The sequence below is a fragment of the Paraburkholderia sp. RL17-380-BIE-A genome (assembly GCF_046028085.1).
GTDB lineage: Bacteria > Pseudomonadota > Gammaproteobacteria > Burkholderiales > Burkholderiaceae > Paraburkholderia.
In genome coordinates, this window is record NZ_JARESQ010000014.1 from 111,954 (window position 1) to 138,868 (window position 26,915).

20 protein-coding genes are annotated in these 26,915 nt (G+C 61.6%); 18 read left to right on the plus strand and 2 right to left on the minus strand.

Features of this window, described 5'->3' with window-relative positions:
- The first annotated feature begins 58 nt into the window (after positions 1-58).
- The 6 genes from P0D68_RS23670 to P0D68_RS23695 all read left to right on the plus strand — a co-directional run bounded on the left by P0D68_RS23670 (position 59) and on the right by P0D68_RS23695 (position 9,478).
- A complete protein-coding gene (locus P0D68_RS23670; protein ID WP_408300326.1) occupies positions 59-1,753 on the plus strand; it encodes a transglycosylase SLT domain-containing protein in 1,695 nt (564 codons plus the stop codon).
- 212 nt (positions 1,754-1,965) lie between these two features.
- On the plus strand, positions 1,966-3,210 hold the full coding sequence (locus P0D68_RS23675) for an MFS transporter (protein WP_408300328.1): 1,245 nt from the start codon (positions 1,966-1,968) through the stop codon (positions 3,208-3,210).
- A 502-nt stretch (positions 3,211-3,712) separates the two neighbouring features.
- On the plus strand, positions 3,713-4,867 hold the full coding sequence (carA, locus tag P0D68_RS23680; protein WP_091792599.1) for a glutamine-hydrolyzing carbamoyl-phosphate synthase small subunit: 1,155 nt from the start codon (positions 3,713-3,715) through the stop codon (positions 4,865-4,867).
- Between the two features lie 198 nt (positions 4,868-5,065).
- On the plus strand, positions 5,066-8,320 hold the full coding sequence (gene carB, locus P0D68_RS23685) for a carbamoyl-phosphate synthase large subunit (RefSeq protein ID WP_408300331.1): 3,255 nt from the start codon (positions 5,066-5,068) through the stop codon (positions 8,318-8,320).
- 151 nt (positions 8,321-8,471) lie between these two features.
- Positions 8,472-8,948 (plus strand): transcription elongation factor GreA, encoded by a 477-nt coding sequence (gene greA, locus P0D68_RS23690; RefSeq protein WP_091792601.1) that lies wholly within the window; start codon positions 8,472-8,474, stop codon positions 8,946-8,948.
- Between the two features lie 20 nt (positions 8,949-8,968).
- The gene (locus P0D68_RS23695; RefSeq protein WP_091792602.1) at positions 8,969-9,478 is read left to right on the plus strand and encodes a DUF4149 domain-containing protein; all 510 of its coding nucleotides are present in this window, start codon (positions 8,969-8,971) and stop codon (positions 9,476-9,478) included.
- A gap of 146 nt (positions 9,479-9,624) precedes the next feature.
- Here the strand turns inward: P0D68_RS23695 and P0D68_RS23700 are convergent, their stop codons facing one another.
- Positions 9,625-10,152 (minus strand): YhbY family RNA-binding protein, encoded by a 528-nt coding sequence (locus P0D68_RS23700; RefSeq protein WP_091792603.1) that lies wholly within the window; start codon positions 10,150-10,152, stop codon positions 9,625-9,627.
- A 202-nt stretch (positions 10,153-10,354) separates the two neighbouring features.
- On the opposite strand from P0D68_RS23700, the gene P0D68_RS23705 reads away from it, so the two are divergent.
- From P0D68_RS23705 to phoR, 11 genes are all read left to right on the plus strand, one after another.
- Positions 10,355-11,017 carry an RlmE family RNA methyltransferase gene (locus tag P0D68_RS23705; protein ID WP_091792604.1) on the plus strand — a complete coding sequence of 221 codons (663 nt, stop codon included), beginning with the start codon at positions 10,355-10,357 and terminating at the stop codon, positions 11,015-11,017.
- Positions 11,018-11,206: 189 nt separating this feature from the next.
- Complete coding sequence (gene ftsH / locus P0D68_RS23710; RefSeq protein WP_006051983.1) at positions 11,207-13,096, plus strand: ATP-dependent zinc metalloprotease FtsH; 1,890 nt, start codon at positions 11,207-11,209, stop codon at positions 13,094-13,096.
- A gap of 170 nt (positions 13,097-13,266) precedes the next feature.
- Positions 13,267-14,079 (plus strand): dihydropteroate synthase, encoded by an 813-nt coding sequence (folP, locus tag P0D68_RS23715; protein WP_286161911.1) that lies wholly within the window; start codon positions 13,267-13,269, stop codon positions 14,077-14,079.
- 28 nt (positions 14,080-14,107) lie between these two features.
- Entirely contained in the window at positions 14,108-15,466 is a 1,359-nt protein-coding gene (glmM, locus tag P0D68_RS23720) for a phosphoglucosamine mutase (protein ID WP_408300334.1), read from the plus strand.
- Between the two features lie 408 nt (positions 15,467-15,874).
- Complete coding sequence (pstS, locus tag P0D68_RS23725) at positions 15,875-16,906, plus strand: phosphate ABC transporter substrate-binding protein PstS (RefSeq protein ID WP_091792606.1); 1,032 nt, start codon at positions 15,875-15,877, stop codon at positions 16,904-16,906.
- A 136-nt stretch (positions 16,907-17,042) separates the two neighbouring features.
- Positions 17,043-18,044 carry a phosphate ABC transporter permease PstC gene (pstC, locus tag P0D68_RS23730; RefSeq protein ID WP_091792607.1) on the plus strand — a complete coding sequence of 334 codons (1,002 nt, stop codon included), beginning with the start codon at positions 17,043-17,045 and terminating at the stop codon, positions 18,042-18,044.
- A complete protein-coding gene (gene pstA / locus P0D68_RS23735; protein ID WP_091792608.1) occupies positions 18,041-18,937 on the plus strand; it encodes a phosphate ABC transporter permease PstA in 897 nt (298 codons plus the stop codon). The genes pstC and pstA overlap by 4 nt, the downstream gene beginning before the upstream one ends.
- Positions 18,938-18,954: 17 nt before the next feature.
- Positions 18,955-19,803, plus strand: coding sequence for a phosphate ABC transporter ATP-binding protein PstB (gene pstB, locus P0D68_RS23740; protein WP_091792609.1), 849 nt, complete (start codon positions 18,955-18,957; stop codon positions 19,801-19,803).
- Positions 19,804-19,831: 28 nt separating this feature from the next.
- A complete protein-coding gene (gene phoU / locus P0D68_RS23745; protein ID WP_091792610.1) occupies positions 19,832-20,536 on the plus strand; it encodes a phosphate signaling complex protein PhoU in 705 nt (234 codons plus the stop codon).
- A gap of 26 nt (positions 20,537-20,562) precedes the next feature.
- Positions 20,563-21,264, plus strand: coding sequence for a phosphate regulon transcriptional regulator PhoB (phoB, locus tag P0D68_RS23750; RefSeq protein ID WP_091792611.1), 702 nt, complete (start codon positions 20,563-20,565; stop codon positions 21,262-21,264).
- Between the two features lie 130 nt (positions 21,265-21,394).
- Entirely contained in the window at positions 21,395-22,708 is a 1,314-nt protein-coding gene (gene phoR, locus P0D68_RS23755) for a phosphate regulon sensor histidine kinase PhoR (RefSeq protein ID WP_091792612.1), read from the plus strand.
- A gap of 237 nt (positions 22,709-22,945) precedes the next feature.
- On the opposite strand, the gene ppk1 is transcribed toward phoR, so the two are convergent.
- Positions 22,946-25,009 carry a polyphosphate kinase 1 gene (gene ppk1 / locus P0D68_RS23760; RefSeq protein WP_408185377.1) on the minus strand — a complete coding sequence of 688 codons (2,064 nt, stop codon included), beginning with the start codon at positions 25,007-25,009 and terminating at the stop codon, positions 22,946-22,948.
- 201 nt (positions 25,010-25,210) lie between these two features.
- Between ppk1 and P0D68_RS23765 the strand changes: the two genes are divergently transcribed.
- Complete coding sequence (locus P0D68_RS23765; RefSeq protein ID WP_177204939.1) at positions 25,211-26,836, plus strand: Ppx/GppA phosphatase family protein; 1,626 nt, start codon at positions 25,211-25,213, stop codon at positions 26,834-26,836.
- The last annotated feature ends 79 nt before the right edge of the window (positions 26,837-26,915 follow it).

A 26,915-nucleotide genomic window follows, 5' to 3' on the forward strand; every position in this document is an offset into this window, starting at 1 on the left:
CGTTGCCGTTTCGTACTATCGGCTGCAAATTCCAGCCCTTGTGGAAGCCGAGACGTTCATGCGATTTATCTTAAGTGCGTTGCTGGTTCTGACGCTCGCCGCCTGCGCGAGCCAGGGACCAACGACGAGTAGCCTTTCCACCGCAACAAATCCCGCCAGTCAGCAAGCCGTAGCCGACGCCCTTCGTAAGAGCGCCACCGCCAAAGAAACGATTAACGTTGACCAGGGCTCCGTCACGCAGTTGACGAGCGCCGACGCCGATCTTTGGGGCCGTATTCGCCGTGGTTTCCAGATGCCGGACCTGCAAACCGACCTCGTCGACATGCAGGTGAACTGGTATGCGCAGCGTCCCGATTACGTGCAGCGCATGACCGAGCGCTCGCAGAAGTATCTGTACCACATCGTCGAAGAGCTCGAAGCGCGCCATATGCCGACCGAGCTCGCGTTGCTGCCGTTCATCGAGTCGGCGTATAGCCCGCAGGCTTTGTCGGTAGCGAAGGCGGCCGGCATGTGGCAGTTCATGCCGGGCACGGGGCGCACCTACAATCTCAAGCAGAACATGTGGCAGGACGAGCGCCGCGACGTACTGGCCTCGACCAGTGCCGCGCTCGATTATCTGTCGCGTCTGCATGACATGTTCGGCGACTGGCAGTTGGCGCTCGCGGCGTACAACTGGGGTGAGGGCAACGTGCAGCGCGCGATCGCGCGTAACGAAGCGGCGGGCCTGCCGACTGATTACCTGAGCCTGCGCATGCCGAACGAGACACGTAACTACGTGCCCAAACTGCAGGCGGTGAAGAACATCGTGATGAACCCGCAAATGTACGGGCTCGCGCTGCCGTCCATTCCGAACCACCCGTATTTCGTGACGGTGACCACCTCGCACGATATCGACGTGGACATGGCCGCCAAGCTTGCGAATCTCTCCACGGACGAGTTCCGCTCGTTGAATCCGTCGTTCAGAAAGCCGGTCATTCTCGGCGCCACGCAGCCGCAGATCCTGCTGCCGTTCGACAACGCGAGCGCGTTCGAACGCAATCTGAAGACCTACTCCGGCTCGCTGTCGTCGTGGACCACGTATACGGTCACCGAGCGCGCGGCGCCGGCGGCGATCGCGCAGAAAATCGGTGTCGATGCCGACACGCTGATGGAAGTGAACAAGATTCCCGTCGGCATGCGCCTGAAACCCGGCTCCACGATCGTCGTGCCGCGCGGTTCGGACGACGACGAAGACATCAGCGCGGACGTGGCTGAAAGCGCGGTGCTGGCAATGGAACCCGACGTCCCCGACACGCGCAAGATGCTGATTCGCGTGCGCCGCAATCAGACCATGGCTGCCATTGCCGTGCGTTACGGCGTGTCGATCGGTCAGTTGAAGGCATGGAACCGCACGCACCGGGACAGCGTCTCGCGCGGCCAGGTAATCGTGCTGCACGTGCCGGTTGGCAAGGCCATGCCGAGCGAACCGGGCCCTGAGCGGATCGCGACGGACGTGCAGGGCGGCGGCGTCGAGAAGATCGGCACCCGTGTCGCGGACACGAGAAGCGATTCGCGCTACGATAACAAGAAGGGTCGTGGCCGGTCAGGCGTGGTGAAGGTTTCCGAGCCGGCAGGCAAAATCAGCAAGCCGACGGCATCCAGCGCCAGTAAGGGCAAGGTGACCAAGGTATCGGCTTCCACGTCCAGCAAGGCGTCGAAGGCTGCGGCAGAGAGCCGCCCGAAGACCGCGGCCAACGCGAAGAAGGGTAAGTAGACCAATAGCGGCTCACACGGTAGTGACCACATGCGTTGCGGGGGCAGGGCATGAATTGCGCTCCGATCACGCACCGTGCTTTTTCCAACGCCGTCACCTGTGGTGACGGCGTTTTTCATTCTGCAGATCATTTTGGGTAAAGCCGGCGGTTTTCCTTTATCGTTCGTGCTTTGGATCAAATTGATCCGGCCAGCAGCCTGATCCAGGAGCTTATGTCGTCGACCCAGCTGCGCGTTTTTTTGCTGTTTTCCGCCGGTTATTTCGTTTCCTACGTGTTTCGCGGCGTCAACCTCGGCTTTGCGCCGTTCATTACGCGTGATCTCGGCTTGTCGGCGGCTGATCTGGGCTTGCTCACCAGTCTCTATTTTCTTGGCTTTGCGGGCGCTCAGATTCCAGCCGGCGTCCTGCTCGATCACTTCGGCGCGCGGCGGGTCACGGCCGCCACGCTGCTGTTTGCCGCGCTCGGCATCGGCGTGTTCGGCGCCGCGCAGGGCGTCGGCGCGATGATGGCGGGGCGGCTGCTGATCGGCGTGGGTGTCTCCGTCTGTCTCGGCGCCGCATTCAAGGCATTGGCGCAACACTTTGCGCCGGCGCGCCTGCCGTTGATGAACGGACTGGTGATGGCGATCGGCGGCTTCGGCGGCGTGATGGTCGGCTCGCCGCTGACGTGGGTGCTGACGTTTGCCAGTTGGCGCATGGTCTGCGTCGGGCTGGGTTTGCTGACCGTGCTCGTCGCGCTGGCGCAATGGACGCTCGCTCCGGACACGAAGGAAACCCATCACCAGGCGAGTCTCGGCGCGCAGTTCAAAGGCACGCTGCATATTTTGCGCAGCGCGGCGTTCTGGAAGATCGCGTCGTTCTCAGTCGTCACGCAAGGCGTCTTCTATGCAATGCAGTCGCTTTGGGTCGGCGCGTGGTTGCGTGACGTGCAGGGCTTCGGGGCGCGCGAGGCGGCAGCGCTCGTGTCGGTTCTCGGCTTCGCGATGATGGCCGGCTGCGTGGGCTTCGGCGCGGCGGCGCGCGGTCTCGAGCGGCGCGGCATCTCGCTCCATGCGTTTTGCGGCGTCGGCATGGCGCTGTATGTGCTGACGCAGTTGCTGATCATGTTCAAGGCGCCGCTGCCCGCGGCTCTCTTGTGGGCGGCGTACGGGATCTTTGGTGGCACGGGCATTCTCAGCTACGCGGTCATGGCCCGGCACTTCCCCGCGCAGATGATCGGCCGGGTGAACACCACACTGACGTTGATCATCTTCCTGCTGATTTTCGGCTTCCAGATCGGCGTGGGCGCGGTGCTTTCACGTTGGCCGGCGAGTGGTGGCCATTACCCGGCGGCCGCGCATTTGACCGCGTGGGGCATTCTGGTCGCGCTGCAGATGCTGAGCGCGATCTGGCACGTATTGCCTGGCCGCAAAAAACAGCTGTGTCCGCCTGAAGTCCACCTCGAACAGGAAGCTTGAGTTCGCTAAACACTGTCTCGAGCACGCCTCGATGCTGCCAGCCGCGTCGATTCGCCACTCTGAGCAGTCCGCCGGCGTAATTCTGGTGACCGTCGACACCAGGCTTGGACTATCCCGATTCGAACCCGTGGAAATTATGTCGAATGTCGGCCGCGCCAGACGCAGCAAGGCTTTGAGCGGCTTTCAGGCGTGCTTTCCCAAGCTCGCTTGCCATCTCGGATTTGGACGGAAGGGCGTTTTCACGCTATAATTTCAAGGTTTGAGCTTATCAACCCGCACCCTAGCGCCTACCTCTCCCATACCGTTCATCCGCCGCGCGCCACTGGCGTAGCAAGCAGGGCTTCGCCCCCAGCCGATCCGTCCACACAATGGACCCATCGCGCCTCTTGCAACGTCAACGGCAGTTCGCGAGCGAGTCTGCGCGCGCATCCCGGATGCGTCTCGCTGCGGCTCGCAGTCGGATAGACAGGTCGGCAACAGGGTGTTCCCCAAGGAGTCTCCCGTGTTGCCGTCATTTTCTCCCGCTCTGCTCGCGCTCGCCGACGGCACGGTCTTTCGTGGTTACTCGATCGGCGCCCCCGGGCATACCATCGGCGAAGTCGTGTTCAACACCGCTATCACCGGCTATCAGGAAATCCTGACTGACCCGAGCTACGCGCGCCAGATCGTGACCCTCACGTATCCGCATATCGGCAACGTCGGCGTGAACGCCGAAGACGTCGAAGCAACGAAAGTCCATGCCGCCGGGCTGATCATTCGTGATCTGCCGGTTCTCGCGTCGAACTTCCGCATGGAGCGCACGCTCCAGCAATATCTGCAGGACGAAGGCGTGGTCGCCATCGCCGGTCTCGATACCCGCATGCTGACTCGCGTTCTGCGCGACAAGGGTGCGCAGAACGGCGCGATCCTCGCCGGTTCGGACGACGAAGCCCGCGCCATCGAACTCGCACGCTCGTTCCCGGGCCTCGCGGGCATGGACCTCGCGAAGGTCGTGTCGACGAAGGAATCGTACGAGTGGGCGCAGACCGAATGGCGTCTGGGCGAGGGCTACGGAACGCAAACCGCGCCGAAGTACCGCGTCGTGGCGTTCGATTACGGCGTCAAGTACAACATCCTGCGCATGCTGGCTGAACGCGGCTGCCACGTCACGGTGCTGCCGGCGCAAGCCACTGCGGCCGACGCGCTCGCGCTCAATCCGGACGGCGTCTTCCTGTCGAACGGCCCGGGCGATCCGGAACCGTGCGACTACGCGATTCGCGCCACGAAGGAGCTGATCGAGCGTGGCATTCCGACCTTCGGCATCTGCCTCGGCCATCAGATCATGGGCCTCGCGGTCGGCGCCAAGACCATGAAGATGAAGACTGGCCACCACGGCGCGAACCATCCTGTGAAAGATCTGGACAACGGCCGTGTGGTGATCACGTCGCAGAACCACGGCTTCGCGGTCGACGCCGACACGTTGCCCGCCAACGCCCGCGCTACGCACGTCTCGCTGTTCGACGGCACGCTGCAGGGCTTCGCGCTGACCGACAAGCCGGCGTTCTGCTTCCAGGGTCACCCGGAAGCGTCGCCTGGCCCGCATGACATCGCCTATCTGTTCGACCGCTTCACGGCGTTGATGGACACGAAGAAGGCCGGCAAGACCGCTGCGGCATAAAGCGGCATCAAAGTCTCGGCGGCGCACGGCTCGCGCCGCGTCGCGCGTGATCGACGCACACGCGGCGTATGCGCGACGAACACGCGACGAACACGCGACCAACACGCGGCGAGCCGGACCAGACAGAGCAGAGCGCGCGCAGCGTAACAGCAGCGCGCGCCGACGGAAAGAATTCAGGAATACATTAGCGAGAGCGTTATGCCCAAGCGGACAGACATCAAGAGCATCCTCATCATCGGCGCGGGTCCGATCATCATCGGCCAGGCGTGCGAGTTCGACTACTCGGGCGCGCAGGCATGCAAGGCGCTGCGTGAGGAAGGCTACAAGGTCATTCTCGTCAACAGCAATCCGGCGACGATCATGACCGACCCGAACACGGCCGACGTGACCTACATCGAGCCGATCACGTGGGAAGTGGTCGAGCGCATTATCGCGAAGGAGCGCCCGGACGCGATCCTGCCGACGATGGGCGGCCAGACCGCGCTGAACTGCGCGCTCGATCTGCACGCGCACGGCGTGCTGGAAAAGTACAAGGTCGAGCTGATCGGCGCGTCGCCAGAAGCCATCGACAAGGCGGAAGACCGCCAGAAGTTCAAAGACGCGATGACCAAGATCGGCCTCGGTTCGGCCAAATCGGGCACCGCGCATTCCATGGAAGAAGCGCTCCAGGTGCAGGCCGACATCGCGGCGCAAACCGGCAGCGGCGGTTATCCGGTGGTGATTCGTCCGTCGTTCACGCTGGGCGGCTCGGGCGGCGGTATCGCGTATAACCGCGACGAGTTCGAAGAGATCTGCAAGCGCGGTCTCGACCTGTCGCCCACGCGCGAACTGCTGATCGAAGAGTCGCTGCTCGGCTGGAAAGAGTACGAGATGGAAGTGGTCCGCGACAGGAAGGACAACTGCATCATCGTCTGCTCGATCGAAAACCTGGACCCGATGGGCATCCACACCGGCGACTCGATCACGGTTGCTCCGGCGCAAACGCTCACCGACAAGGAATATCAGGTCCTGCGTAACGCGTCGCTCGCGGTGCTGCGCGAGATCGGCGTCGACACCGGCGGTTCGAACGTGCAGTTCTCGATCAATCCGAAAGACGGCCGGATGATCGTGATCGAAATGAATCCGCGTGTGTCGCGTTCGTCGGCATTGGCTTCGAAGGCAACGGGTTTCCCGATCGCCAAGGTCGCGGCCAAGCTCGCCGTCGGCTACACGCTGGACGAATTGAAGAACGAAATCACCGGCGGCCAGACCCCGGCGTCGTTCGAACCGACGATCGACTACGTCGTCACCAAGATCCCGCGTTTCGCGTTCGAAAAATTCCGCGAAGCCGATTCGCGTCTGACCACGCAAATGAAGTCGGTCGGCGAAGTGATGGCAATCGGCCGCACCTTCCAGGAGTCTTTCCAGAAGGCGCTGCGCGGTCTGGAAGTCGGCGTGGACGGTCTGGACGAAAAGACCGATAACCGCGACGAGATCATCCGTGAGATCGGCGAAGCCGGCCCGGATCGTATCTGGTACGTGGGCGACGCGTTCCGTGTCGGCATGACGGCTGAAGAGATTTTCGAGGAAACCTCGATCGACCCGTGGTTCCTCGCGCAGATCGAACAGATCATCCTGAAGGAAAAGGCGCTGGCCGGCCGCACACTCGGGAGCCTTTCGAAGGAAGAGCTGAAGTACCTGAAGCAAAGCGGCTTCTCGGATCGGCGTCTCGCGAAACTGCTCGGCGCGAAGCCGGCGGAAGTGCGTCAACGCCGTATCGAGTTGAACGTGCGCCCGGTGTACAAGCGCGTCGACACCTGCGCGGCCGAGTTCGCAACGAAAACCGCTTACATGTACTCGACCTATGAGGAAGAGTGCGAAGCGAACCCGACCAACAACAAGAAGATCATGGTGCTGGGCGGGGGCCCGAACCGGATCGGCCAGGGCATCGAGTTCGACTACTGCTGTGTGCACGCCGCGCTCGCCATGCGCGAAGACGGCTACGAAACGATCATGGTCAATTGCAACCCTGAAACCGTTTCGACCGACTACGACACGTCCGATCGTCTGTACTTCGAATCGCTGACGCTCGAAGACGTGCTCGAAATCGTCGACAAGGAAAAGCCGGTCGGCGTGATCGTGCAATACGGCGGTCAAACGCCGTTGAAGCTCGCGCTCGATCTCGAAGCCAACGGTGTGCCGATCGTCGGCACGTCGCCGGACATGATCGACGCCGCGGAAGACCGCGAGCGTTTCCAGAAGCTGCTGCAGGACCTCGGTCTGCGTCAGCCGCCGAACCGCACCGCGCGCGCCGAAGACGAAGCGCTCAAGCTCGCCGACGAAATCGGCTATCCGCTGGTGGTGCGTCCGTCGTACGTGCTGGGTGGCCGAGCGATGGAAATCGTCCACGAGCCGCGCGACCTCGAGCGCTACATGCGCGAGGCCGTGAAGGTGTCGAACGACTCGCCGGTGCTGCTCGACCGCTTCCTGAACGACGCGATCGAATGCGACGTGGATTGCATCTCCGACGGTGAAGCCGTTTTCATCGGCGGCGTGATGGAGCACATCGAACAGGCTGGCGTGCACTCGGGCGACTCGGCGTGCTCGCTGCCGCCGTATTCGCTGTCGAAGGAAACCGTCGCGGAACTGAAGCGTCAAACGGGCGCAATGGCGAAGGCGCTGAACGTGGTCGGCCTGATGAACGTGCAGTTCGCGATCCAGCAGGTGCCGCAGGCGGACGGTTCGAAAGAAGACATCATCTACGTGCTCGAAGTGAATCCTCGTGCTTCGCGTACGGTGCCGTACGTGTCGAAGGCGACCAGCCTGCCGCTCGCGAAAATCGCCGCGCGTGCAATGGTCGGCCAGACGCTGGCGCGGCAAGGCGTGACGAAAGAGATCGACCCGCCGTACTTCAGCGTGAAGGAAGCCGTGTTCCCGTTCGTCAAGTTCCCGGCAGTCGATCCGGTGCTCGGACCGGAAATGCGTTCGACCGGCGAAGTGATGGGCGTGGGTCAGACCTTCGGCGAAGCCTTGTTCAAGTCGCAACTCGCGGCGGGTTCGCGTTTGCCGGAGTCGGGCACGGTGCTGTTGACCGTGATGGACGCCGATAAGCCGAAGGCCGTCGAAGTCGCACGCATGCTGCACGAACTCGGTTATCCGATCGTCGCGACCAAGGGTACGGCCGCGGCCATCGAAGCGGCCGGTGTGCCGGTCAAGGTCGTCAACAAGGTGAAGGACGGCCGTCCGCACATCGTCGACATGATCAAGAACGGTGAAATCGCGCTGGTCTTCACGACCGTCGACGAAACCCGCGCCGCGATCGCCGATTCGCGTTCGATCCGCATGAGCGCCCAGGCGAACAAGGTCACGTACTACACGACCATGTCCGGCGCGCGGGCCGCAGTGGAAGGTTTGCGCTATTTGAAGGACCTGGAAGTCTATGATTTACAAGGCCTGCACGCTCGCCTAAACTAAGGCTTCGAATACCTGTCCAAGATGTAAGTGCCGCGGTTAAGCGGCGTTCCGCAGGTGCTTGGCACCGGGTTTTGCCCGGCGCTCTGGCCCCCGCGGAATGCACTTAACCGCGGTGATTTTTTTTACGGCTGTTTTTTGCATAGAGTTGTTTATGAGCACTGTTCCATTGACTAAGCGCGGCGCGGAAATGTTGCGCGATGAATTGCAGCGCCTGAAATCGGTTGAGCGTCCCTCGGTGATCAATTCGATCGCGGAAGCGCGTGCCCAGGGCGATCTGTCGGAAAATGCAGAGTACGACGCGGCGAAGGAAAAGCAGGGCTTCATCGAAGGCCGTATCGCCGAAATCGAGTCGAAGCTGGCCGGTGCGCAAGTGATCGACCCGTCAGCGGTGGAAGCGGACGGTCGTGTGGTGTTCGGTGCAACGGTGGAACTGGAAGACCTGGATTCGGGCGCGTCCGTCAAATATCAGATCGTCGGCGACGACGAAGCGGACATCGATCATGGCCTGATCTCGATCAGCTCGCCGATCGCGCGTGCCTTGATCGGCAAGTCGGAAGGCGACGTTGCGTCGGTGCAGGCACCGGGCGGCGTGCGCGAATACGAAATCATCGCAGTCAGCTACGTTTGAACGCGCTCCTGGTGCCCCAGATGCCGCATCGATTGTTCCGGTTATTGACGGTGGTGTGGGTCGGTAGTCTGCTGACTATCGGCTATGCCGTTGCACCCGTGCTGTTCAGCTCGCTCGACCGAGTGACGGCGGGCGCGGTCGCGGCGCAACTGTTTCGCATTGAAGGCGTGCTGGGTGCGGTGTGCGGCATTTTGCTGCTCGGTCTTGCGAACGTACTGGTTCGCCGCGGCGGCGATGCCTATCGACGCTTGCGCTGGCTGATCGCCGGCATGCTTGTTTGCGTGCTCGTTGGCTACTTCGCGTTGCAGCCGTTCATGAATGCCATGCGCATTGCCGCGCTCGAAGCGGGCAGCGACGTCGGCCATTCGGCTTATGCGACGCGCTTTGGCATCCTGCACGGCGTGTCGAGTCTGTTTTATCTGATCGAAAGCCTGCTGGGCGTGGCGCTCGTGTGGAAGTTACCTGCGGGCGCAGGCGTTGCGGCGGCGGAGCAAGGTACCCGCAACACAGCGGGCAAGGTCACTGGCTGACGTTGCGAACCAGTGGGGCGCTTCGCAGCGTCTGGGCAAATCGACTCGGCGGCGGTTTCTTTCGTTGAGCACGATGCTGAGCTTGCAAGACGCGTTCGGCGGGCAACGCCGAGATGCGGGACTCGCCCGCACCTCTCATCAATCGCTTATTTCGACGACTGATGCGCGCGCTTCGCGCTGCTTTGGCGCTTCTTGGCGCGCTTGATGTTGCCGCCTTGGGTAACACGTTCATTGCCGCGCACCACGACTGCTTTTGCCTTCGGTTTGCGCATCGGGATTTCGCTGGGCTTGACGACCGTTACGACGCGTGGCGCGCGGCCTTTGCCCGGTTTGGCTTCCACAGCGGCTTCGCGCGCGCTCGGCAGTGCGCCGCGTTTGGCCTTCACCGCCGGCTGTGTGGCTTCCGGCTTCCAGATCACCAGCAGCTTGCCGATATGCTGGATCGGCGCGGCGTTCAGCTTGTCACAGATTTCTTCGTAGATCGCAAGGCGCGCTTCGCGCTCGTCGCCGAACACGCGGATTTTGATGAGCTGATGAGCGCCAAGGTGGACCTTGATCTCGGAGAGCACGGCGTCGGTCAAGCCTTCGGCGCCGACGAGTACGACCGGTTTGAGCGCATGTGCCTGGGAGCGCAACTCGGCGCGTTGGTCGGAAGAGACTTTGAGGGCGGGCATGGAAAGTGGGAGACTCGACTAAAATGGCGGCACCTGCGTTCCCCGGTACAGTCGTTCGATTGACTTGATCGAGGCGATTCGGCAGGGCGGCGCGTCAGAACAACAGAATCGCGGATGGCCGCCAGTTTTGGCGGTGGCCGCGCGAATTAACCGCGTATTATCCGCTAAAGCGTGACATCACGCAGCAAGAGTTCAACGTTTAATGGCAAAAAACAAGTTCAACACCGCGTGGCTGCATGACCACATCAACGATCCGTACGTAAAAATGGCGCAGCGGGAGGGCTATCGCGCCCGCGCTGCCTACAAACTCAAGGAAATCGACGAACAGGACAAGCTGATCCGCCCGGGGCAGGTCATCGTCGACCTTGGCTCGACGCCGGGTAGCTGGAGCCAGTATGCGCGTAACAAGCTTGCCAAAGGCGCCCAACGCGACGCCGAGCGCGAAGGCGGGATCGACGGCACGATCATCGCGCTCGACCTGCTGCCAATGGAGCCGGTCGCCGACGTTCACTTCATTCAGGGTGACTTCCGCGAAGACTCGGTTCTGGCGCAACTGGAAGAATTGGTCGGCGAACGTCAGGTAGATCTTGTAATTTCGGATATGGCGCCCAACCTGTCGGGAGTGGCGGTGGCGGATGCCGCGCGAATCGAGCACCTATGCGATCTCGCGCTGGAATTCTCACAAAATCACCTGAAACCGGATGGTGCCCTTTTAGTCAAATGTTTTCACGGCAGCGGTTACAGCCAGATTGTCGAAAAGTTCAAGCATCAGTTCAAGGTAGTGGGGGCCCGCAAGCCGAAAGCGTCGCGGGACAAATCGTCAGAAACGTTTATTTTGGGTAAGCATCTCAAGCGGCCCGCATAGAGGCGCTGCAGGAAGGTTCCGCATCTGCCGTTAATGCGATCACGACTTCAGAAACGGGTGCTGCAATGGCACGCTGTCCTATTTCTGTGGTAGTGAAACCTTATGGCAGGGGTCTGCGGACTGGATTAGAATGCTTTCGTGGTGCCGCAAGGCAAATGTAGGCGCCCGTCTAAGTGAAGGAGTGGTGCTTTGAACAACAATATGTTTTCGAAAGCAGCAGTGTGGCTGGTTATCGCACTGGTGCTGTTTACGGTGTTCAAGCAGTTCGACAAGCCCCGTGTCCAGGAAGGCGTTTCCTATTCGCAGTTCATGGACGACGCAAAGAACGGCAAAGTCAAGAACGTCATTGTCCAGGGGCGGAACCTCACGGTCACTCCAGCAGACGGCCAGAAGTACCAGATCGTGTCGCCCGGCGACATCTGGATGGTCGGCGATCTGATGAAGTACGGCGTTCAGGTGAGCGGCAAGGCTGATGATGAACCCAATGCGCTTGTGTCCGCACTGTATTACCTCGGGCCGACGATCCTGATCATCGGTTTCTGGTTCTACATGATGCGACAGATGCAGGGAGGCGGGAAAGGCGGTGCGTTCTCGTTCGGTAAATCCCGTGCACGTCTGATCGACGAAAACAACAACGCAATCAATTTCACCGACGTCGCCGGTTGCGACGAAGCCAAGGAAGAAGTCTCCGAACTGGTCGACTTCCTGCGCGATCCGCAGAAATTTCAGAAACTGGGCGGCCGTATTCCGCGTGGTGTGCTGCTGGTCGGGCCGCCGGGAACGGGTAAGACGCTGCTGGCACGTGCTATCGCCGGTGAAGCGAAAGTGCCGTTCTTCAGCATCTCGGGTTCGGACTTCGTCGAAATGTTCGTGGGTGTCGGTGCGGCTCGTGTTCGCGATATGTTCGAGCAAGCCAAGAAGCATGCGCCATGCATCGTGTTCATCGACGAAATCGATGCGGTTGGCCGTCATCGCGGCGCCGGCATGGGCGGCGGTAACGACGAACGTGAACAGACGCTGAACCAGATGCTCGTCGAGATGGACGGCTTCGAAGCGAACTCGGGCGTAATCGTGATCGCTGCAACCAACCGTTCGGACGTGCTCGACAAGGCGCTGTTGCGTCCGGGCCGTTTCGACCGTCAGGTGTATGTCGGTCTGCCGGACATTCGCGGCCGTGAACACATCATGAAGGTCCACCTGCGCAAGGTGCCGATTTCGAACGACGTCGATGCAGCAGTGATCGCACGTGGCACGCCGGGCTTCTCGGGCGCCGATCTCGCGAATCTCGTGAACGAAGCGGCCTTGTTCGCGGCTCGCCGCGGTAAGCGCATCGTCGAAATGACGGACTTCGAAGACGCGAAGGACAAGATCTTCATGGGTCCGGAGCGTAAGTCGGCCGTGATTCGCGAAGAATCGAAGCGCGCAACGGCGTACCACGAGTCGGGCCATGCGGTGATCGCCAAGCTTCTGCCAAAGGCTGATCCGGTGCATAAGGTTACGATCATTCCGCGCGGCCGTGCGCTGGGCGTGACGTGGCAGTTGCCGGAGCATGACAACGAAACGTATTCGAAGGACTACCTGCTGGATCGTCTCGCGATCCTGTTCGGTGGCCGCGTTGCGGAAGAGTTGTTCCTGAACCTGATCAGCACCGGCGCGTCGGACGACTTCAACAAGGCGACGCAAACGGCGCGTGCCATGGTGGCCCGCTTCGGCATGACGGATGCGCTCGGACCAATGGTCTACGTCGACGACGAAAACGACGCGACGCCGTTTGGCCGAGGCTTCACTCGCACCATTTCGGAAGCGACGCAGCAGAAGGTCGATGCCGAAATCCGCCGTGTGCTGGACGAGCAGTACAACCTCGCGAAGCGCCTGCTGGACGAGAACCGCGACAAGGTCGAGGCAATGACCGCCGCACTGATGGAGTGGGAAACGATCGACGCCGATCAAATCAACGACATCATGGCTGGCCGTCCGCCGCGCTCGCCGAAGAGCTCGCCGCCGTCGGCAAGCGACGCCTCATCGGGCGGCAGCCCGGGTACCGAGGTCAAGCCGGGTAGCGCAACAGCTCCGGCCTGATCGGCGACCACTAGAAGGTGCGGGCCGGTGTGTTTTCACACCGGCCCGTTTTGCATTTATTCGTTTGCGTGAAGTATCTCCTCGTGTCGAAAGTCGAATTTTCTGCTTTACCAGTTCCGGAACCGTTGCAGTGTGGCCGTTTCAAGCTGACCTTTGAACGCCCGTTGGTCATGGGCATTCTGAACGTCACACCCGATTCTTTTTCCGACGGCGGCAAATACGCAATGCGCGGCGATGCGTTGCGCCAGGCCGAGCGTATGATGCTCGACGGCGCGGACATCATCGACATCGGCGGCGAATCGACGCGGCCCGGTGCGCCGCCAGTGCCGCTCGACGAAGAACTCGAGCGGGTGATCCCTCTCGTCGAGCAATTGCGCGGCGCGAATGTGCCGCTGTCGGTCGACACATACAAGCCTGAAGTGATGCGCCACGCATTGGCCGCGGGCGCCGATCTGATCAATGACATCTGGGGCTTCCGGATGGCCGGCGCAATCGACGCGGTGCGCGACAGCCAATGCGGCCTGTGCGTCATGCATATGCTCGGTGAGCCGCAGACCATGCAACTCGGCGAGCCTCTCTATGATGACGTGGTGAGTGCCGTTCGGGAGTTTCTCGAGGAGCGCGTCGCAACGCTTGAACAGGCTGGCATCGCGCGTGCTCGCATCAGCGTGGATCCAGGTTTCGGCTTCGGCAAGGCCGTGGTCGAGCACAATTATGCGCTGCTTGCCCACCTGCCGGATACGGCGCCGCGAGCCGAGCCGCCGTATCCCATTCTTGCCGGCATGTCGCGCAAGTCGATGATCGGCGCGGTGGTGGGTCGGCCGGCGCCGGAACGCGTTGCTGGCAGTATTGCGGCGGCGGTGTGCGCCGCTGAACGGGGCGCTGCGATTCTGCGCGTGCACGACGTCGCGCAAACAGTAGATGCATTGAAAGTCTGGGCAGCCATGCGCGAAGCGGCGAATCACAGTCGCGCGCGCGGCTGAGCCCACAAGCCAAGGAGGAATATAAAACATGGCACGTCGTTATTTCGGAACGGACGGCATTCGGGGCAAAGTCGGCGAAGGACCTATCACGCCGGAATTTGTATTGCGGCTCGGTTACGCGGCCGGCAAGGTGCTGGTGGGCGCGGACCGCTGGGCGAGGACGGGTACGCGGCCAACCGTGCTGATCGGCAAAGACACGCGGGTGTCGGGCTATATGCTCGAAGCGGCGCTGGAAGCGGGCTTCTCCGCGGCAGGTGTGGACGTGATGCTGGCCGGCCCGATGCCGACCCCCGGCATCGCCTATTTGACGCGCGCGTTGCGGCTGGCCGCGGGCGTGGTGATCAGCGCGTCGCATAACCCGTACTACGACAACGGCATCAAATTTTTCTCCGCCGACGGCAACAAGCTGCCGGACGAAGTGGAAGCGCAGATCGAAGAGCAACTCGATCAGCCGCTGAACTGTGCGGCATCCGAGCAACTCGGTAAGGCGCGGCGTCTGGACGACGCGGCGGGCCGCTACATCGAGTTCTGCAAGAGCACTTTCCCGGCTGCGTTCGACCTGCGCGGTCTGAAGCTGGTGGTCGACTGCGCGCACGGCGCCGCGTATGACGTCGCGCCGCACGTCTTCCATGAACTGGGCGCCGACGTGATTCCAATCGGCGTTGCGCCGAACGGCTTCAACATCAACGACGGAGTCGGTGCGACCGCGCCGGATGCGTTGGTGCGCGCCGTGCGAGCGAACCATGCCGACCTCGGCATCGCGCTCGACGGCGACGCCGACCGTCTGCAGGTGGTCGATGCCGCGGGCCGGCTCTATAACGGCGATGAGTTGCTGTACATCCTCGTCAAGGACCGTATTGCGACCGAGGGCAAGGTGGCGGGCGCGGTTGGCACCTTGATGACGAACATGGCGGTGGAAGTCGCGTTGCAGAAGGCCGGCGTGAAGTTCGTACGCGCGGCGGTCGGCGACCGTTACGTGCTCGAACAGTTGCGCGAGCACGGTTGGCAGCTCGGGGCCGAAGGCTCCGGCCATATTCTGTCGCTCGACCGCCATTCCACCGGCGACGGCATCGTCTCCGCGTTGCTCGTGCTGGCGGCCATGAAGCGCAGCGACAAGACACTCGCTGATTTGCTCGACGGCGTGACGCTGTTCCCGCAAAAGCTGATCAACGTGCGGATGAAGCCCGACGCGGACTGGAAGGGCAGCGACGTGATTCGCCGCGCCATTGCCAAGGCCGAAGACGCGCTGAGCGGCCGCGGCCGCGTGCTGATCCGCGCGTCCGGTACAGAACCGGTGTTGCGTGTGATGGTGGAAGCGGAAAATGTCGCCGACGCGGTTCATCATGCGGAATCGATTGCCAGCGCCGTGAAGCAGGCTACGGCGTAAGCTGCGCGCGTCAGTAGGGCAGCGCGGCGGGACATGGCCATATTGTCCCGCCGCCAAACCCGCCAAACCCGCCAAACCCGCCAAACCCGCCAAACCCGCCAAACCCGCCAAACCCGCCAAACCCGCCAAACCCGCCAAACCAATCTGCATCATGCGGGCCACATATCTGAACCTTTCCCCACCCCGCCTTCCACGCGCAAACGTTCGCGCCCCATCTTTTTCGTCTAATCTGTAGAACGAAGCCGCCCGGTTCAGCAAAACCGGCAATTTCTCACCCCAAAAGCCTTTCACCCTAGTAATCCCACTGTCACATCCGTTTCACGGTTAGTCACGTTACTGTCACAAAGAGACCCTAAGCTTCGCGGTGTTCGTGTTACTCGCTCACACCGCTCACACCTTGGAGGTCTCATGAAATTGATGCAAACCGTGTTCGCTGGCGTCGCTGGCGCGCTTTTCGCGATCGCAGCGCAAGCCGCAGACATCACCGGCGCGGGCAGCACCTTCGCAGCACCGATTTACACGAAGTGGGCCGACGCCTATCAGAAGTCCGGTGGCGGCAAGGTTAACTACCAAGGTATCGGTTCGTCGGGTGGCGTGAAGCAGATCGTCGCGAAGACCGTCGACTTCGCCGGTTCGGACGCTCCGCTGAAGGACGACGAACTCGCCAAGGAAGGCCTGTTCCAGTTCCCGACGGTGGTCGGCGGCGTGGTGCCGGTCGTCAACGTGCCGGGCGTGAAGCCGGCTGAACTGACGCTGTCGGGCGAAGTGCTCGGCGACATCTACCTGGGCAAGATCAAGAAGTGGAACGATCCGGCGATCGTTGCACTGAACCCGAAGGTCAAGCTGCCGGATACCGACATCGCCGTGGTTCGCCGCGCCGATGGTTCGGGCACCAGCTTCATCTGGACGAACTATCTGTCGAAGGTCAACGCGGACTGGAAGTCGAAGGTCGGTGAAGGTTCGACGGTCAACTGGCCGACGGGCACGGGCGGCAAGGGCAACGACGGCGTTGCAGCCTTCGTGCAACGTCTGCCGGGCGCAATCGGCTACGTGGAATGGGCGTATGCGAAGCAGAACCACATGACGTACGTCGCGCTGAAGAACTCGTCGGGCACGGTGGTCGAGCCGAAAACGGACACCTTCAAGGCAGCGGCAGCAGGCGCGGACTGGTCGAAGTCGTTCTACCAGATCCTGACGAACGAGCCGGGCAAGAACGCATGGCCGATCGTCGGCGCGACGTTCGTGCTGTTGCACACGGCGCAGGACAAGCCGGCGCAAGGAACGGAAACGCTGAAGTTCTTCGACTGGGCATTCAAGAACGGCACGCAAGCTGCGAACGATCTGGATTACATCTCGCTGCCGGATTCGGTCGTGGCGGAAATCCGCACGCAATGGAAGGCAAAGGTGAAGGACGCTTCGGGCAAGGCAATCGCCGAGTAAGTCAGGCGGTCAGCATCAGCAGTACGTAACACGTTGGCCGTCCTCATGTGAGGACGGCCAATGGCTTTAACCCTCGGCATTACCGGCCGCACGACACGTGTCATACGGCAACTGGAAACAGATCCATCAGGCTCTCATGTCCGATATCCAATTAGCGTCCGGCGCGAGCAGGTCGACCCCGCCCGGCAGCGCATCGCAGCAGAAAGCGCCTGGCCGTGCCGGCGACGTGATCTTCGGCGGTCTCGCGCGCCTCGCCGCCGTCATCACCTTGTTGCTGCTCGGCGGCATCATTGTTTCGCTGATCGTCGCGTCCATGCCGTCGATCAGGCAGTTCGGTCTCAGCTTCCTGTGGACCGCCGACTGGGATCCACCCAGCAAGCAATTTGGCGCACTGGTGCCGATCTACGGCACGATCGCCACCTCGATCATTGCACTCATCATCGCGGTGCCTGTGAGCTTCGGCATCGCGCTTTTCCTGACCGAACTCGCGCCCGCGTGGCTGCGCCGGCCGCTTGGTATCGCGATCGAACTGCTCGCCGCGATTCCGTCGATCGTGTACGGCATGTGGGGCCTGCTGGTGTTCGCGCCGATCTTCGCGACGTACTTCGAAAAACCGCTCGGCGTGGTGCTCGGCGGCATTCCGGTGGTCGGTGCGCTGTTTCAGGGCGCGCCGATCGGCATCGGCATTTTGTGCGCGGGCGTGATTCTCGCGATCATGATCATTCCGTACATCGCCTCGGTGATGCGCGACGTGTTCGAAGTCACGCCGGTGTTGCTGAAAGAGTCGGCGTACGGCATCGGCTGCACGACGTGGGAAGTGATGTGGAAGATCGTGCTGCCCTTTACGAAGAGCGGCGTGATCGGCGGCGTCATGCTGGGTCTCGGCCGCGCGCTCGGCGAGACCATGGCGGTCACGTTCGTGATCGGCAACACCAATCTGCTCGATAACGTCTCACTCTTTTCGCCGGGCAACAGCATTACGTCGGCGCTCGCCAACGAATTCGCCGAAGCGGATCCGGGCCTGCATACGTCGGCGTTGATGGAGCTCGGCCTCATTCTGTTCGTGATCACTTTCATCGTGCTGGCGATCTCCAAAGTCATGCTGCTTCGCCTCGAAAAAGGGGAGGGCGCGAAATGAGCCAGCCCACTTTGAATATGCCGGGTTCGACCGACGCCGCCGCGCTCGAAGCCATGCGCGTGCGTCTGCAAGGCCGCCGCCGCATGAAGAACGCGATCGCGCTGACCATGTCGCTCGCCGCGATGGCGTTCGGCCTCGTGTGGCTGATCTGGATTCTGTACACGACCTTGCGCCTGGGTGTTGGCGGCTTGTCGGTGGAACTGTTCACGCAATCCACGCCGCCGCCGAATACCGATGGCGGTGGTCTTGCCAACGCGATCGTCGGCAGTTTGATGCTGGTCGGGCTCGCCACTTTCGTCGGCACGCCGATCGGCATTCTGGCGGGCGTCTATCTCGCCGAATATGGGCAGAAGGGCTGGCTCGCGAGCATCACGCGTTTTATCAACGACATTCTGTTGTCGGCGCCTTCGATCGTGGTGGGTCTGTTCGTGTATGCGCTCGTCGTCGCGAAGATGGGCCACTTCAGTGGCTGGGCCGGTGTGTTCGCACTCGCCTTGCTGCAGATTCCAATTGTGATCCGCACCACGGAAAACATGCTGAAACTCGTGCCGAATGCGCTGCGTGAGGCCGCCTTCGCACTCGGCACGCCGAAGTGGAAGATGGTGCTGTCGATCACGCTGAAGGCTTCCATCGCCGGTATCGTCACCGGTGTGTTGCTCGGCGTGGCGCGTATCGCAGGCGAAACCGCGCCGCTGCTCTTCACGGCGTTGTCAAATCAGTTCTTCTCGATGGACATGGGCCAGCCGGTCGCGAACCTGCCGGTCACGATCTACAAGTTTGCGATGAGCCCGTTCGCGCAATGGCAATCGCTTGCGTGGGCCGGCGTCTTCCTGATCACGCTCGCGGTGCTGGGACTGAACATCCTCGCGCGCACGATCTTCACGAACAAGTAAGGGCGGAGTGTAATCCGATGAATATGGCAGAAACTCAACTCAATCCGATCGAGCGCTCCACGGCGCCCGCCGGTTTCGACCCCGCCCAAAGCGGCCAATCGCAAGCGCCGTCGCGCCCGAAGATCGAGATCAACGACCTGAACTTCTTCTACGGCAAGTATCACGCGCTGAAGAACATCAACCTGCAAATCCCGGAAGGCAAGGTGACCGCGTTCATCGGTCCGTCGGGCTGCGGTAAGTCCACGTTGCTGCGCACGCTCAACAAGATGTACGCGCTCTATCCGGAGCAGCGCGCCGAGGGGGAGATCCTGATGGACGGCGAAAACCTGCTGACCACGAAGCGCGATATCTCGCTGCTGCGCGCACGGATCGGCATGGTCTTCCAGAAGCCGACGCCGTTTCCGATGTCGATCTACGACAACATCGCGTTCGGCGTGAAGATGTTCGAAACGCTGCCGCGCTCGGAAATGGACGACCGCGTGGAATGGGCGCTGACCAAGGCCGCGTTGTGGAACGAAGTGAAGGACAAGCTCGGCCAGAGCGGCTACGGTCTGTCGGGCGGCCAGCAGCAACGTCTGTGCATTGCGCGCGGTATCGCGATCCGTCCGGAAGTGCTGCTGCTCGACGAGCCGTGCTCCGCGCTCGACCCGATTTCCACGGGCCGCATCGAAGAGCTGATCGCTGAATTGAAGAGCGATTACACGGTGGTGATCGTCACGCACAACATGCAACAGGCGGCCCGCTGTTCGGACTACACTGCCTATATGTACCTCGGCGAGTTGATCGAGTTCGGCGACACCGAAAAGATCTTCATCAAGCCGGTCCGCAAGGAAACCGAGGACTACATCACTGGCCGCTTCGGTTAAATCGCCGAGTCAAACAAGGGAGTACGACATGTCCGACAAACACCTGTCCAGCCAGTTCGACGCCGACCTGAATCTGGTCTCCTCCAAGGTGCTCGAAATGGGCGGCTTGGTCGAATCGCAAATCGTCAAGGCCATGCAGGCACTCAACGAATTCGATCTCGACATCGCCGAGCAGGTGATCGCCGCGGAAGAGCGCCTGAACAAGATGGAAGTGGAGATCGACGAAGAGTGCAGCAACATCATCGCGCGCCGTCAGCCGGCCGCGCGTGATCTGCGCCTCCTGATCGCGATTTCGAAGACCATCACGAATCTCGAGCGCGCCGGCGACGAAGCCGAAAAAATCGCCAAGCGCACCAAGCGTTTGATGGAAGACGGCGCCTCGCGCACCATCAACATCGCCGAGATCAAGTTGTCGGGCGAAATGGCGGTGTCGATTCTGCGCCGCGCATTGGATGCGTTCGCGCGCCTCGACACGGTGGCCGCCGCGCAGATCGTGCGCGACGACAAAGCGATCGACGAAGAATTCCGCGCGTTCGTGCGCAAGCTGATTTCGTATATGACGGAAGATCCGCGTTCGATTTCGGTGGGCCTCGATTTCCTCTTCATCGCCAAGGCGATCGAGCGGATCGGCGACCACGCGAAGAACATCGCGGAATTCATCATTTACATCGTGAAGGGCACCGACGTGCGGCACAAGTCGCGCGACGCGCTCGAACGCGAAGCACTCAGTTAATCCAGACATAAGGACCAGAGGTGCCGATGCCCAGCAGCATTCTCGTCATTGAAGATGAGCCCGCCATTTCCGAACTGATTTCGGTCAATCTTCAACACGCCGGACACTGCCCGATTCGCGCGTACAACGCGGAGCAGGCGCAAAACCTGATCAGCGACGTACTGCCCGACCTCGTGCTGCTCGACTGGATGTTGCCGGGAAAATCGGGCATTGCGTTCGCGCGTGATCTGCGCAACAACGAGCGCACGAAGCATATCCCGATCATCATGCTGACCGCGCGTGGCGACGAGCAGGACAAGGTGCTCGGCCTCGAAATCGGCGCCGACGACTACGTCACCAAGCCGTTCTCACCGAAAGAATTGATGGCGCGCATCAAGGCGGTGTTGCGCCGTCGCGCGCCGCAGCTGACCGAAGACGTGGTCGCGATCAACGGTCTCAAGCTCGATCCGGCGACGCACCGCGTGGCCGCTGCAGCGGAAGGCAGCGAGATCAAGCTCGATCTCGGCCCGACCGAATTCCGTCTGCTGCACTTCTTCATGACGCACCCGGAGCGCGTGCACAGCCGCACGCAATTGCTCGATCAGGTGTGGGGCGATCACGTGTTCGTCGAAGAGCGCACGGTCGACGTGCATATCAAACGCCTGCGTGCGGCCCTCAAGCCGGCCGGGTGCGATGCTATGATTGAGACGGTGCGCGGCAGCGGCTACCGGCTCGCGAAGAGCGCCTGACGCTTGCGCTGGCGGCTTTGGGCCGCCTGCATCAGGTATGTGATCTTTGCTGCTCGTCGTCACTCTTCGCTACGTTAGGCGCCGCGATTCCGATTCCGGCGCATAGGCTTTTTTCTTCGATCGCTAGACCATGAACATCATCTGGGCGCGCTCCATCGTGTCGGTCGTGCTGCTGGCTGTTCTGTGCGTGGTGGTCGGCGCACTGGTGAACGTCAAGACAGCGCTCGTCCTCGCGATCGTCATGTTGCTCGCGCAGAGCATTTTCAGCACCTTCCATAAGCAGCGTCTGTGGCGTTTGCTCGACGCGCCGGTGTACGGCGAAGTGCCTAGCGCCCCCGGCATCTGGGGCGAAATCTACTACCGTTTGCACAAGCTCGCGAAGCGCTGGCACGCCCAGGTGCGCCAGGTCGAGCAGCAGCATTCGCGTTTCATCCAGGCCATCCAGGCTTCGCCGAACGGCGTGGCGATGCTCGACGATCATGATCAGATCGAGTGGTGCAACGCGATCTCCGAACTCCATTTCGGCCTGGACGCGAAACGCGATCTGCGTCAGCACATCACGCATCTGGTGCGTCAGCCGGACTTTGTGCGTTACCTGAATTCGCACCGGTACGAAGAGATGCTGATCATGCGCGGCATGGGTGACAAGCGTCAAAACGTGCTGTCGGTACAGGTCTTTCCGTACGGCGAAAACCGCAAGCTGGTGCTCTCGCAAGACATCACCGAACTCGAACGGACCGATGCGATGCGGCGCGATTTCGTCGCCAATGTGTCGCATGAGCTGAAGACGCCACTCACGGTGCTCTCGGGCTTTCTGGAGACCATGCGCGAGTTGCCGTTGAGCGAAGCTGAACGTTCGCGCTATCTCGAGCTGATGGAGCAACAGGCTTCGCGCATGCGCCATATCGTCAGCGACCTGTTGGTGCTCGCCAAACTCGAGGGTGACAACAAGCCGCCGAGCGATCAGATGATCGACATGCGCGCGGTGTTGCGGCATTTGCGTGACGACGCGCAAAGCCTGTCGAGCGATCATCACAAGATCGTGTTCGATGCCGATGAAGGGCTCACCGTCACCGGCGTCGAAACGGAAATTCTCAGCGCGTTCGGCAATCTCGTCACGAACGCGATCCGCTACACGCCGGACGGTGGTGCGATCAAGGTGTCCTGGCACGCGCAAGGCGGCAATGCGGTGTTTTCCGTGACGGACAGTGGTTTGGGCATTCCCGCCGCGGACATTCCGCGGCTGACCGAGCGCTTCTATCGCGTGGATCGCAGCCGTTCACGCGACACCGGCGGCACGGGCCTCGGTCTCGCGATCGTCAAGCACGTGCTGCAACGTCACGATGCACAGCTCGATGTGAAGAGCGAAGAGGGGCGTGGCAGTACGTTCACGGTGCGCTTTCCGGTGTATCGCACGGCGCGTCGGCAACCGGCGCCGGTTTGAGGTTAACGCATCGTTTGCATTGGCTCGGGATGTTCGCGTGAGCCACCGTGAGTCGATTGAATGCCTAATCGACTCAGAATATGAGCGGATATCGACTCCGCCCCGAACTGCCGCATGCGGGTGATGTGATGCAAAACGTTGCCCGCCGCCGGGAAAGCCTCTTTCCAAAGTGAGAAGAACCTTATTCGACGGCGCGTGACGAGCGTTGTTACTGGCCCGCGGGAGCGAGCGCACCCGTCACGAACAGAATTTCCCCAGCAGACTCATCTGCGCGTTGCGCGAAGACTTGCCCGGCCGACGGCGCCGATAATGGCCGTCGCTTTGCATCAGCCACGCGGATTGATTGTCGCCGAGAAACGCCGACAGACCTTCGGCGATCACGCGCCGCTTAAGACGCCGGTTGTTGATCGGAAACGCGACTTCCACGCGCCGGAAGAAGTTGCGGTCCATCCAGTCGGCGCTCGACAGATACACCTGTTCCTTGCCACCGTCGTAGAAGTAGAAGATGCGGTGATGTTCGAGAAAGCGCCCGACGATCGAGCGCACGGTGATGTTCTCCGAAAGGCCCGCCACACCTGGCTGCAACGAACACACGCCACGCACGATCAGATCGATCTTGACGCCGGCTTGCGCTGCTTCGTACAACTCGGCAATCACCGTGGGTTCGAGCAGCGCGTTCATCTTCGCGACGATGCGCGCTTTCCTGCCGGCGCGCGCATGCTCGGCTTCAGCGCGAATCGCCTCGACCAGTTTCGGATGCAGCGTGAACGGCGATTGCCACAACTCGTGCAGCTTCAATTCACCGCCAATGCCGGTCAACTGCTGGAACACGTGATGCACGTCTTCGCAGATTTTCTGGTCGGCGGTCATGAGGCCGAAGTCGGTGTACAGACGCGCCGTACGCGGATGATAGTTGCCGGTGCCGAGGTGGACGTAACGCTTGAGCGTAGTCTTGCCGCCCACCGACACGCGCCGCACGATCAGCATCATCTTCGCGTGGCACTTGTGGCCCACTACGCCATACACGACGTGCGCGCCGACCGCTTCGAGCTGCGAGGCCCAGTTAATGTTGGTTTCTTCGTCGAAGCGCGCGAGCAGTTCGACCACCACCGTCACTTCCTTGCCGTTGCGCGCGGCTTGCATGAGCGCGTCCATCAGCGGCGAATCGGTGCCGGTGCGATAGATGGTCTGCTTGATGGCCATCACGTTCGGATCTTTGGCCGCCTGCAGCAACAGTTCGAGCACCGGCTGAAAACTTTCGTATGGGTGGTGCAGCAGCACGTCGCCCTGATCGATCACGTCGAACATGCTGGTGCTGTTGGCGATCTGCGGCGGAATCGCGGGAATGTGCGGCACGAACTTCAGATCGGGGCGGTCCACCATCTCCGGCAATTGCATCAACCGCACCAGATTGACGGGGCCGTCGGCGTAATAGCAATCCTTGTTGGAGAGGCTGCTTTCATCGAGCAGGCGCCGCACCACGTGCGAGGGCGTGTCTGCCGACACTTCGAGCCGCACCGCGTTGCCCAGATGCCGCGCCGGCAATTCACCCTGCAGCGCGACACGCAGATTGGTGATTTCGTCTTCGTCGACGAACAGTTCGCTATTGCGCGTGATGCGAAACTGATTGCAACTGCGCACGACGAGGTTCGGAAACAGCTCGCCGACAAAGCGTTGCAACAGCGAGCTGAGCAGCACGAAGCCATGCGGGTAGCCGGATAGCTCCTGCGGCATGCGCACGAGGCGCGGCAGCGCGCGCGGCGCCTGCACGATGCCCATCATCGCCTGACGGCCGAAGGCGTCCTTGCCCTCCAGTTCGACGACAAAGTTCAGGCTCTTGTTGAGCACGCGCGGAAACGGGTGCGCGGGATCGAGGCCGATTGGCGTGAGCACCGGCAACAGTTCGTCGAAGAAGTAGTTGCGCGCCCATTCGGTCTGCGCTTCGTTCCACGCTTCGGTGCCGTGAAAATAGATGCCTTCCGCTTCGAGCGCGGTGAGCACCGTGTCGTGCAGCATGGTGTATTGACGATGCACGAGCTTCTGCGCGCGTTCGACCACGAGGTCATAGACGTGCTGCAGCGACATGCCGTCCGGCGACAGTCCGCCCGGGTTGTCGCGCATCTGCTCCTGCAGTCCGGCCATGCGGACTTCGAAGAATTCGTCGAGATTGCTACTGGTGATGCAGATGAAGCGCAGGCGTTCGAGCAAAGGGACGGCTGGGTCGGCAGCTTGTGCCAACACACGCTCGTTGAAACCCAGAATGCCCAGCTCGCGATTCAATAAGGGGTAGCGGATGGACATCGGCAGCGAGAATGGAATGTCAGGAAGGGAGGCGGAAAGACGCTCGGAAATTCTCACAGTATGATGACGTTGTTATGACATTCTCGATCTTTTAAATTTTACGCCGGATTCGCTGCGTGTCGTCAATATGACGCAGTTCATATGGGAGCATAGTTTCCCCCAACGCTGCGAGGTGACATCGTGAGGTCCGGTACGCTTAGAATGGCGTCTTTGAACAGCGCGGCTGGCCAGAAGGCGCCTAAGGCACCGGGTGGACGACCGGCTCCCCACGCATCTTCCGCCGCCACGCTCGCGCGCATGGAGTCCGCTTACTCGATGGTCACTACGCCACAACTCCTCGCTGCCGTCGATCTCGGCTCGAACAGCTTCCGGCTGATCGTCGGCCGGGTCGAGGAAACCGACGCAGGCAGCCAGATTTATCAGGTCGACGCGTTGCGAGAACCGGTTCGCCTCGCGGCCGGCCTGTCGCGCGACAAGATGCTCGATCGCGCTTCGCAGGTGCGGGGATGGGACGCGCTCAAGCGTTTCGGCGAGCGTCTTCGCGACTTTCATCCCGATCATGTGCGTGCTGTCGCCACCAATACGTTGCGCATCGCCAAGAATGCCGGTGAATTTCTCGGTGAGGCACAAGCTGCGCTGGGTTTTCCGATCGAAGTGATCGCCGGGCGCGAAGAAGCGCGCCTGATCTACGCAGGCGCTGCACACTCCGTGCCTGCGAGCCCGGGCAAACGTCTGGTGGTCGACATTGGCGGCGGCTCGACGGAATTCATCATCGGCTCGCATTACACGCCGATCAAGATGGAGAGCCTGTATATCGGCTGCGTGAGCCATAGCCGTGCGTTCTTCCCGGCCGGCAACGTCGACGAATACACCATGCGCCAGGCCGAACTCGCCGCGGGGCGCGAAATCCAGATCATTTCCGCCGAGTACAAGAAAACCGGCTGGGAACAGGCGATCGGCTCGTCGGGCACCGCACGCGCGTTGGCCGAACTGGTCGAAGCGAATGGTTTCAACGATCCGGGCATCACGCACGGCATCTCGCGCGGCGGGCTTGAACGGCTCAAGCGCGCGCTCATCAAGGCGGAGAACGTTAATCGGCTTAAGCTCGTCGCTTTGAAGGGCGATCGGGTTCCGGTGCTGGCCGGTGGCCTGTCGATCATGATCGCGGTGTTCGACGAACTCGGCGTCGATTACGTCGACACCACGGACGGCGCGCTGCGTCTCGGCGTGCTGTACGACCTGCTGGGCCGTTCGCAGCACGAGGACATGCGCACGGTGACGGTGGAGGGCTTCATGCGCCGCTACGGCGTGGATCGGGCGCAGGCGGGGCGCATCGGCGAACTCGCGGTACGCTTTTACGACCAGTTCGCGGAACCCGACGAAGAACGCCGTGCGGAAAACCGCATGTTTCTTGGCTGGGCGGCAGCGCTGCACGAAATCGGCCTGTCGATCTCGCACAGCGCGTATCACAAGCATTCGGCCTATATCGCCAGCAACGCGGACATGCCGGGCTTTTCGCGCACCGACCAGGCGCGGCTCGCCGCGCTCGTGCTCGGTCACGCGGGCAAACTCGGCAAGCTGTCTCAAACGCGCGAAGTGGAGTGGCCGCTGTTGTTCTGTCTGCGCCTCGCGGCGCTGCTGTGCCGTCGGCGTGCGGATGTCGGCTTGCCGGGAATTTCGGTGGCGCAAGTCAACGGCGGTTATGAGGTGCGTTTGCCGAACGAGTGGGTGGCCAACAATCCGCTCACCGACTACAGCCTGATCCAGGAAGCTGCGGAGTGGGAGAAGGTCGGTTTGCCGTATCGCGTGGTCTATACGGACGATTGAACGTTCGAGCCCGTGCATGAATGAGAAAGCCCGGCATGTCGCCGGGCTTTTTTTACGGCCGTTCGTTTCGCCGACGCGC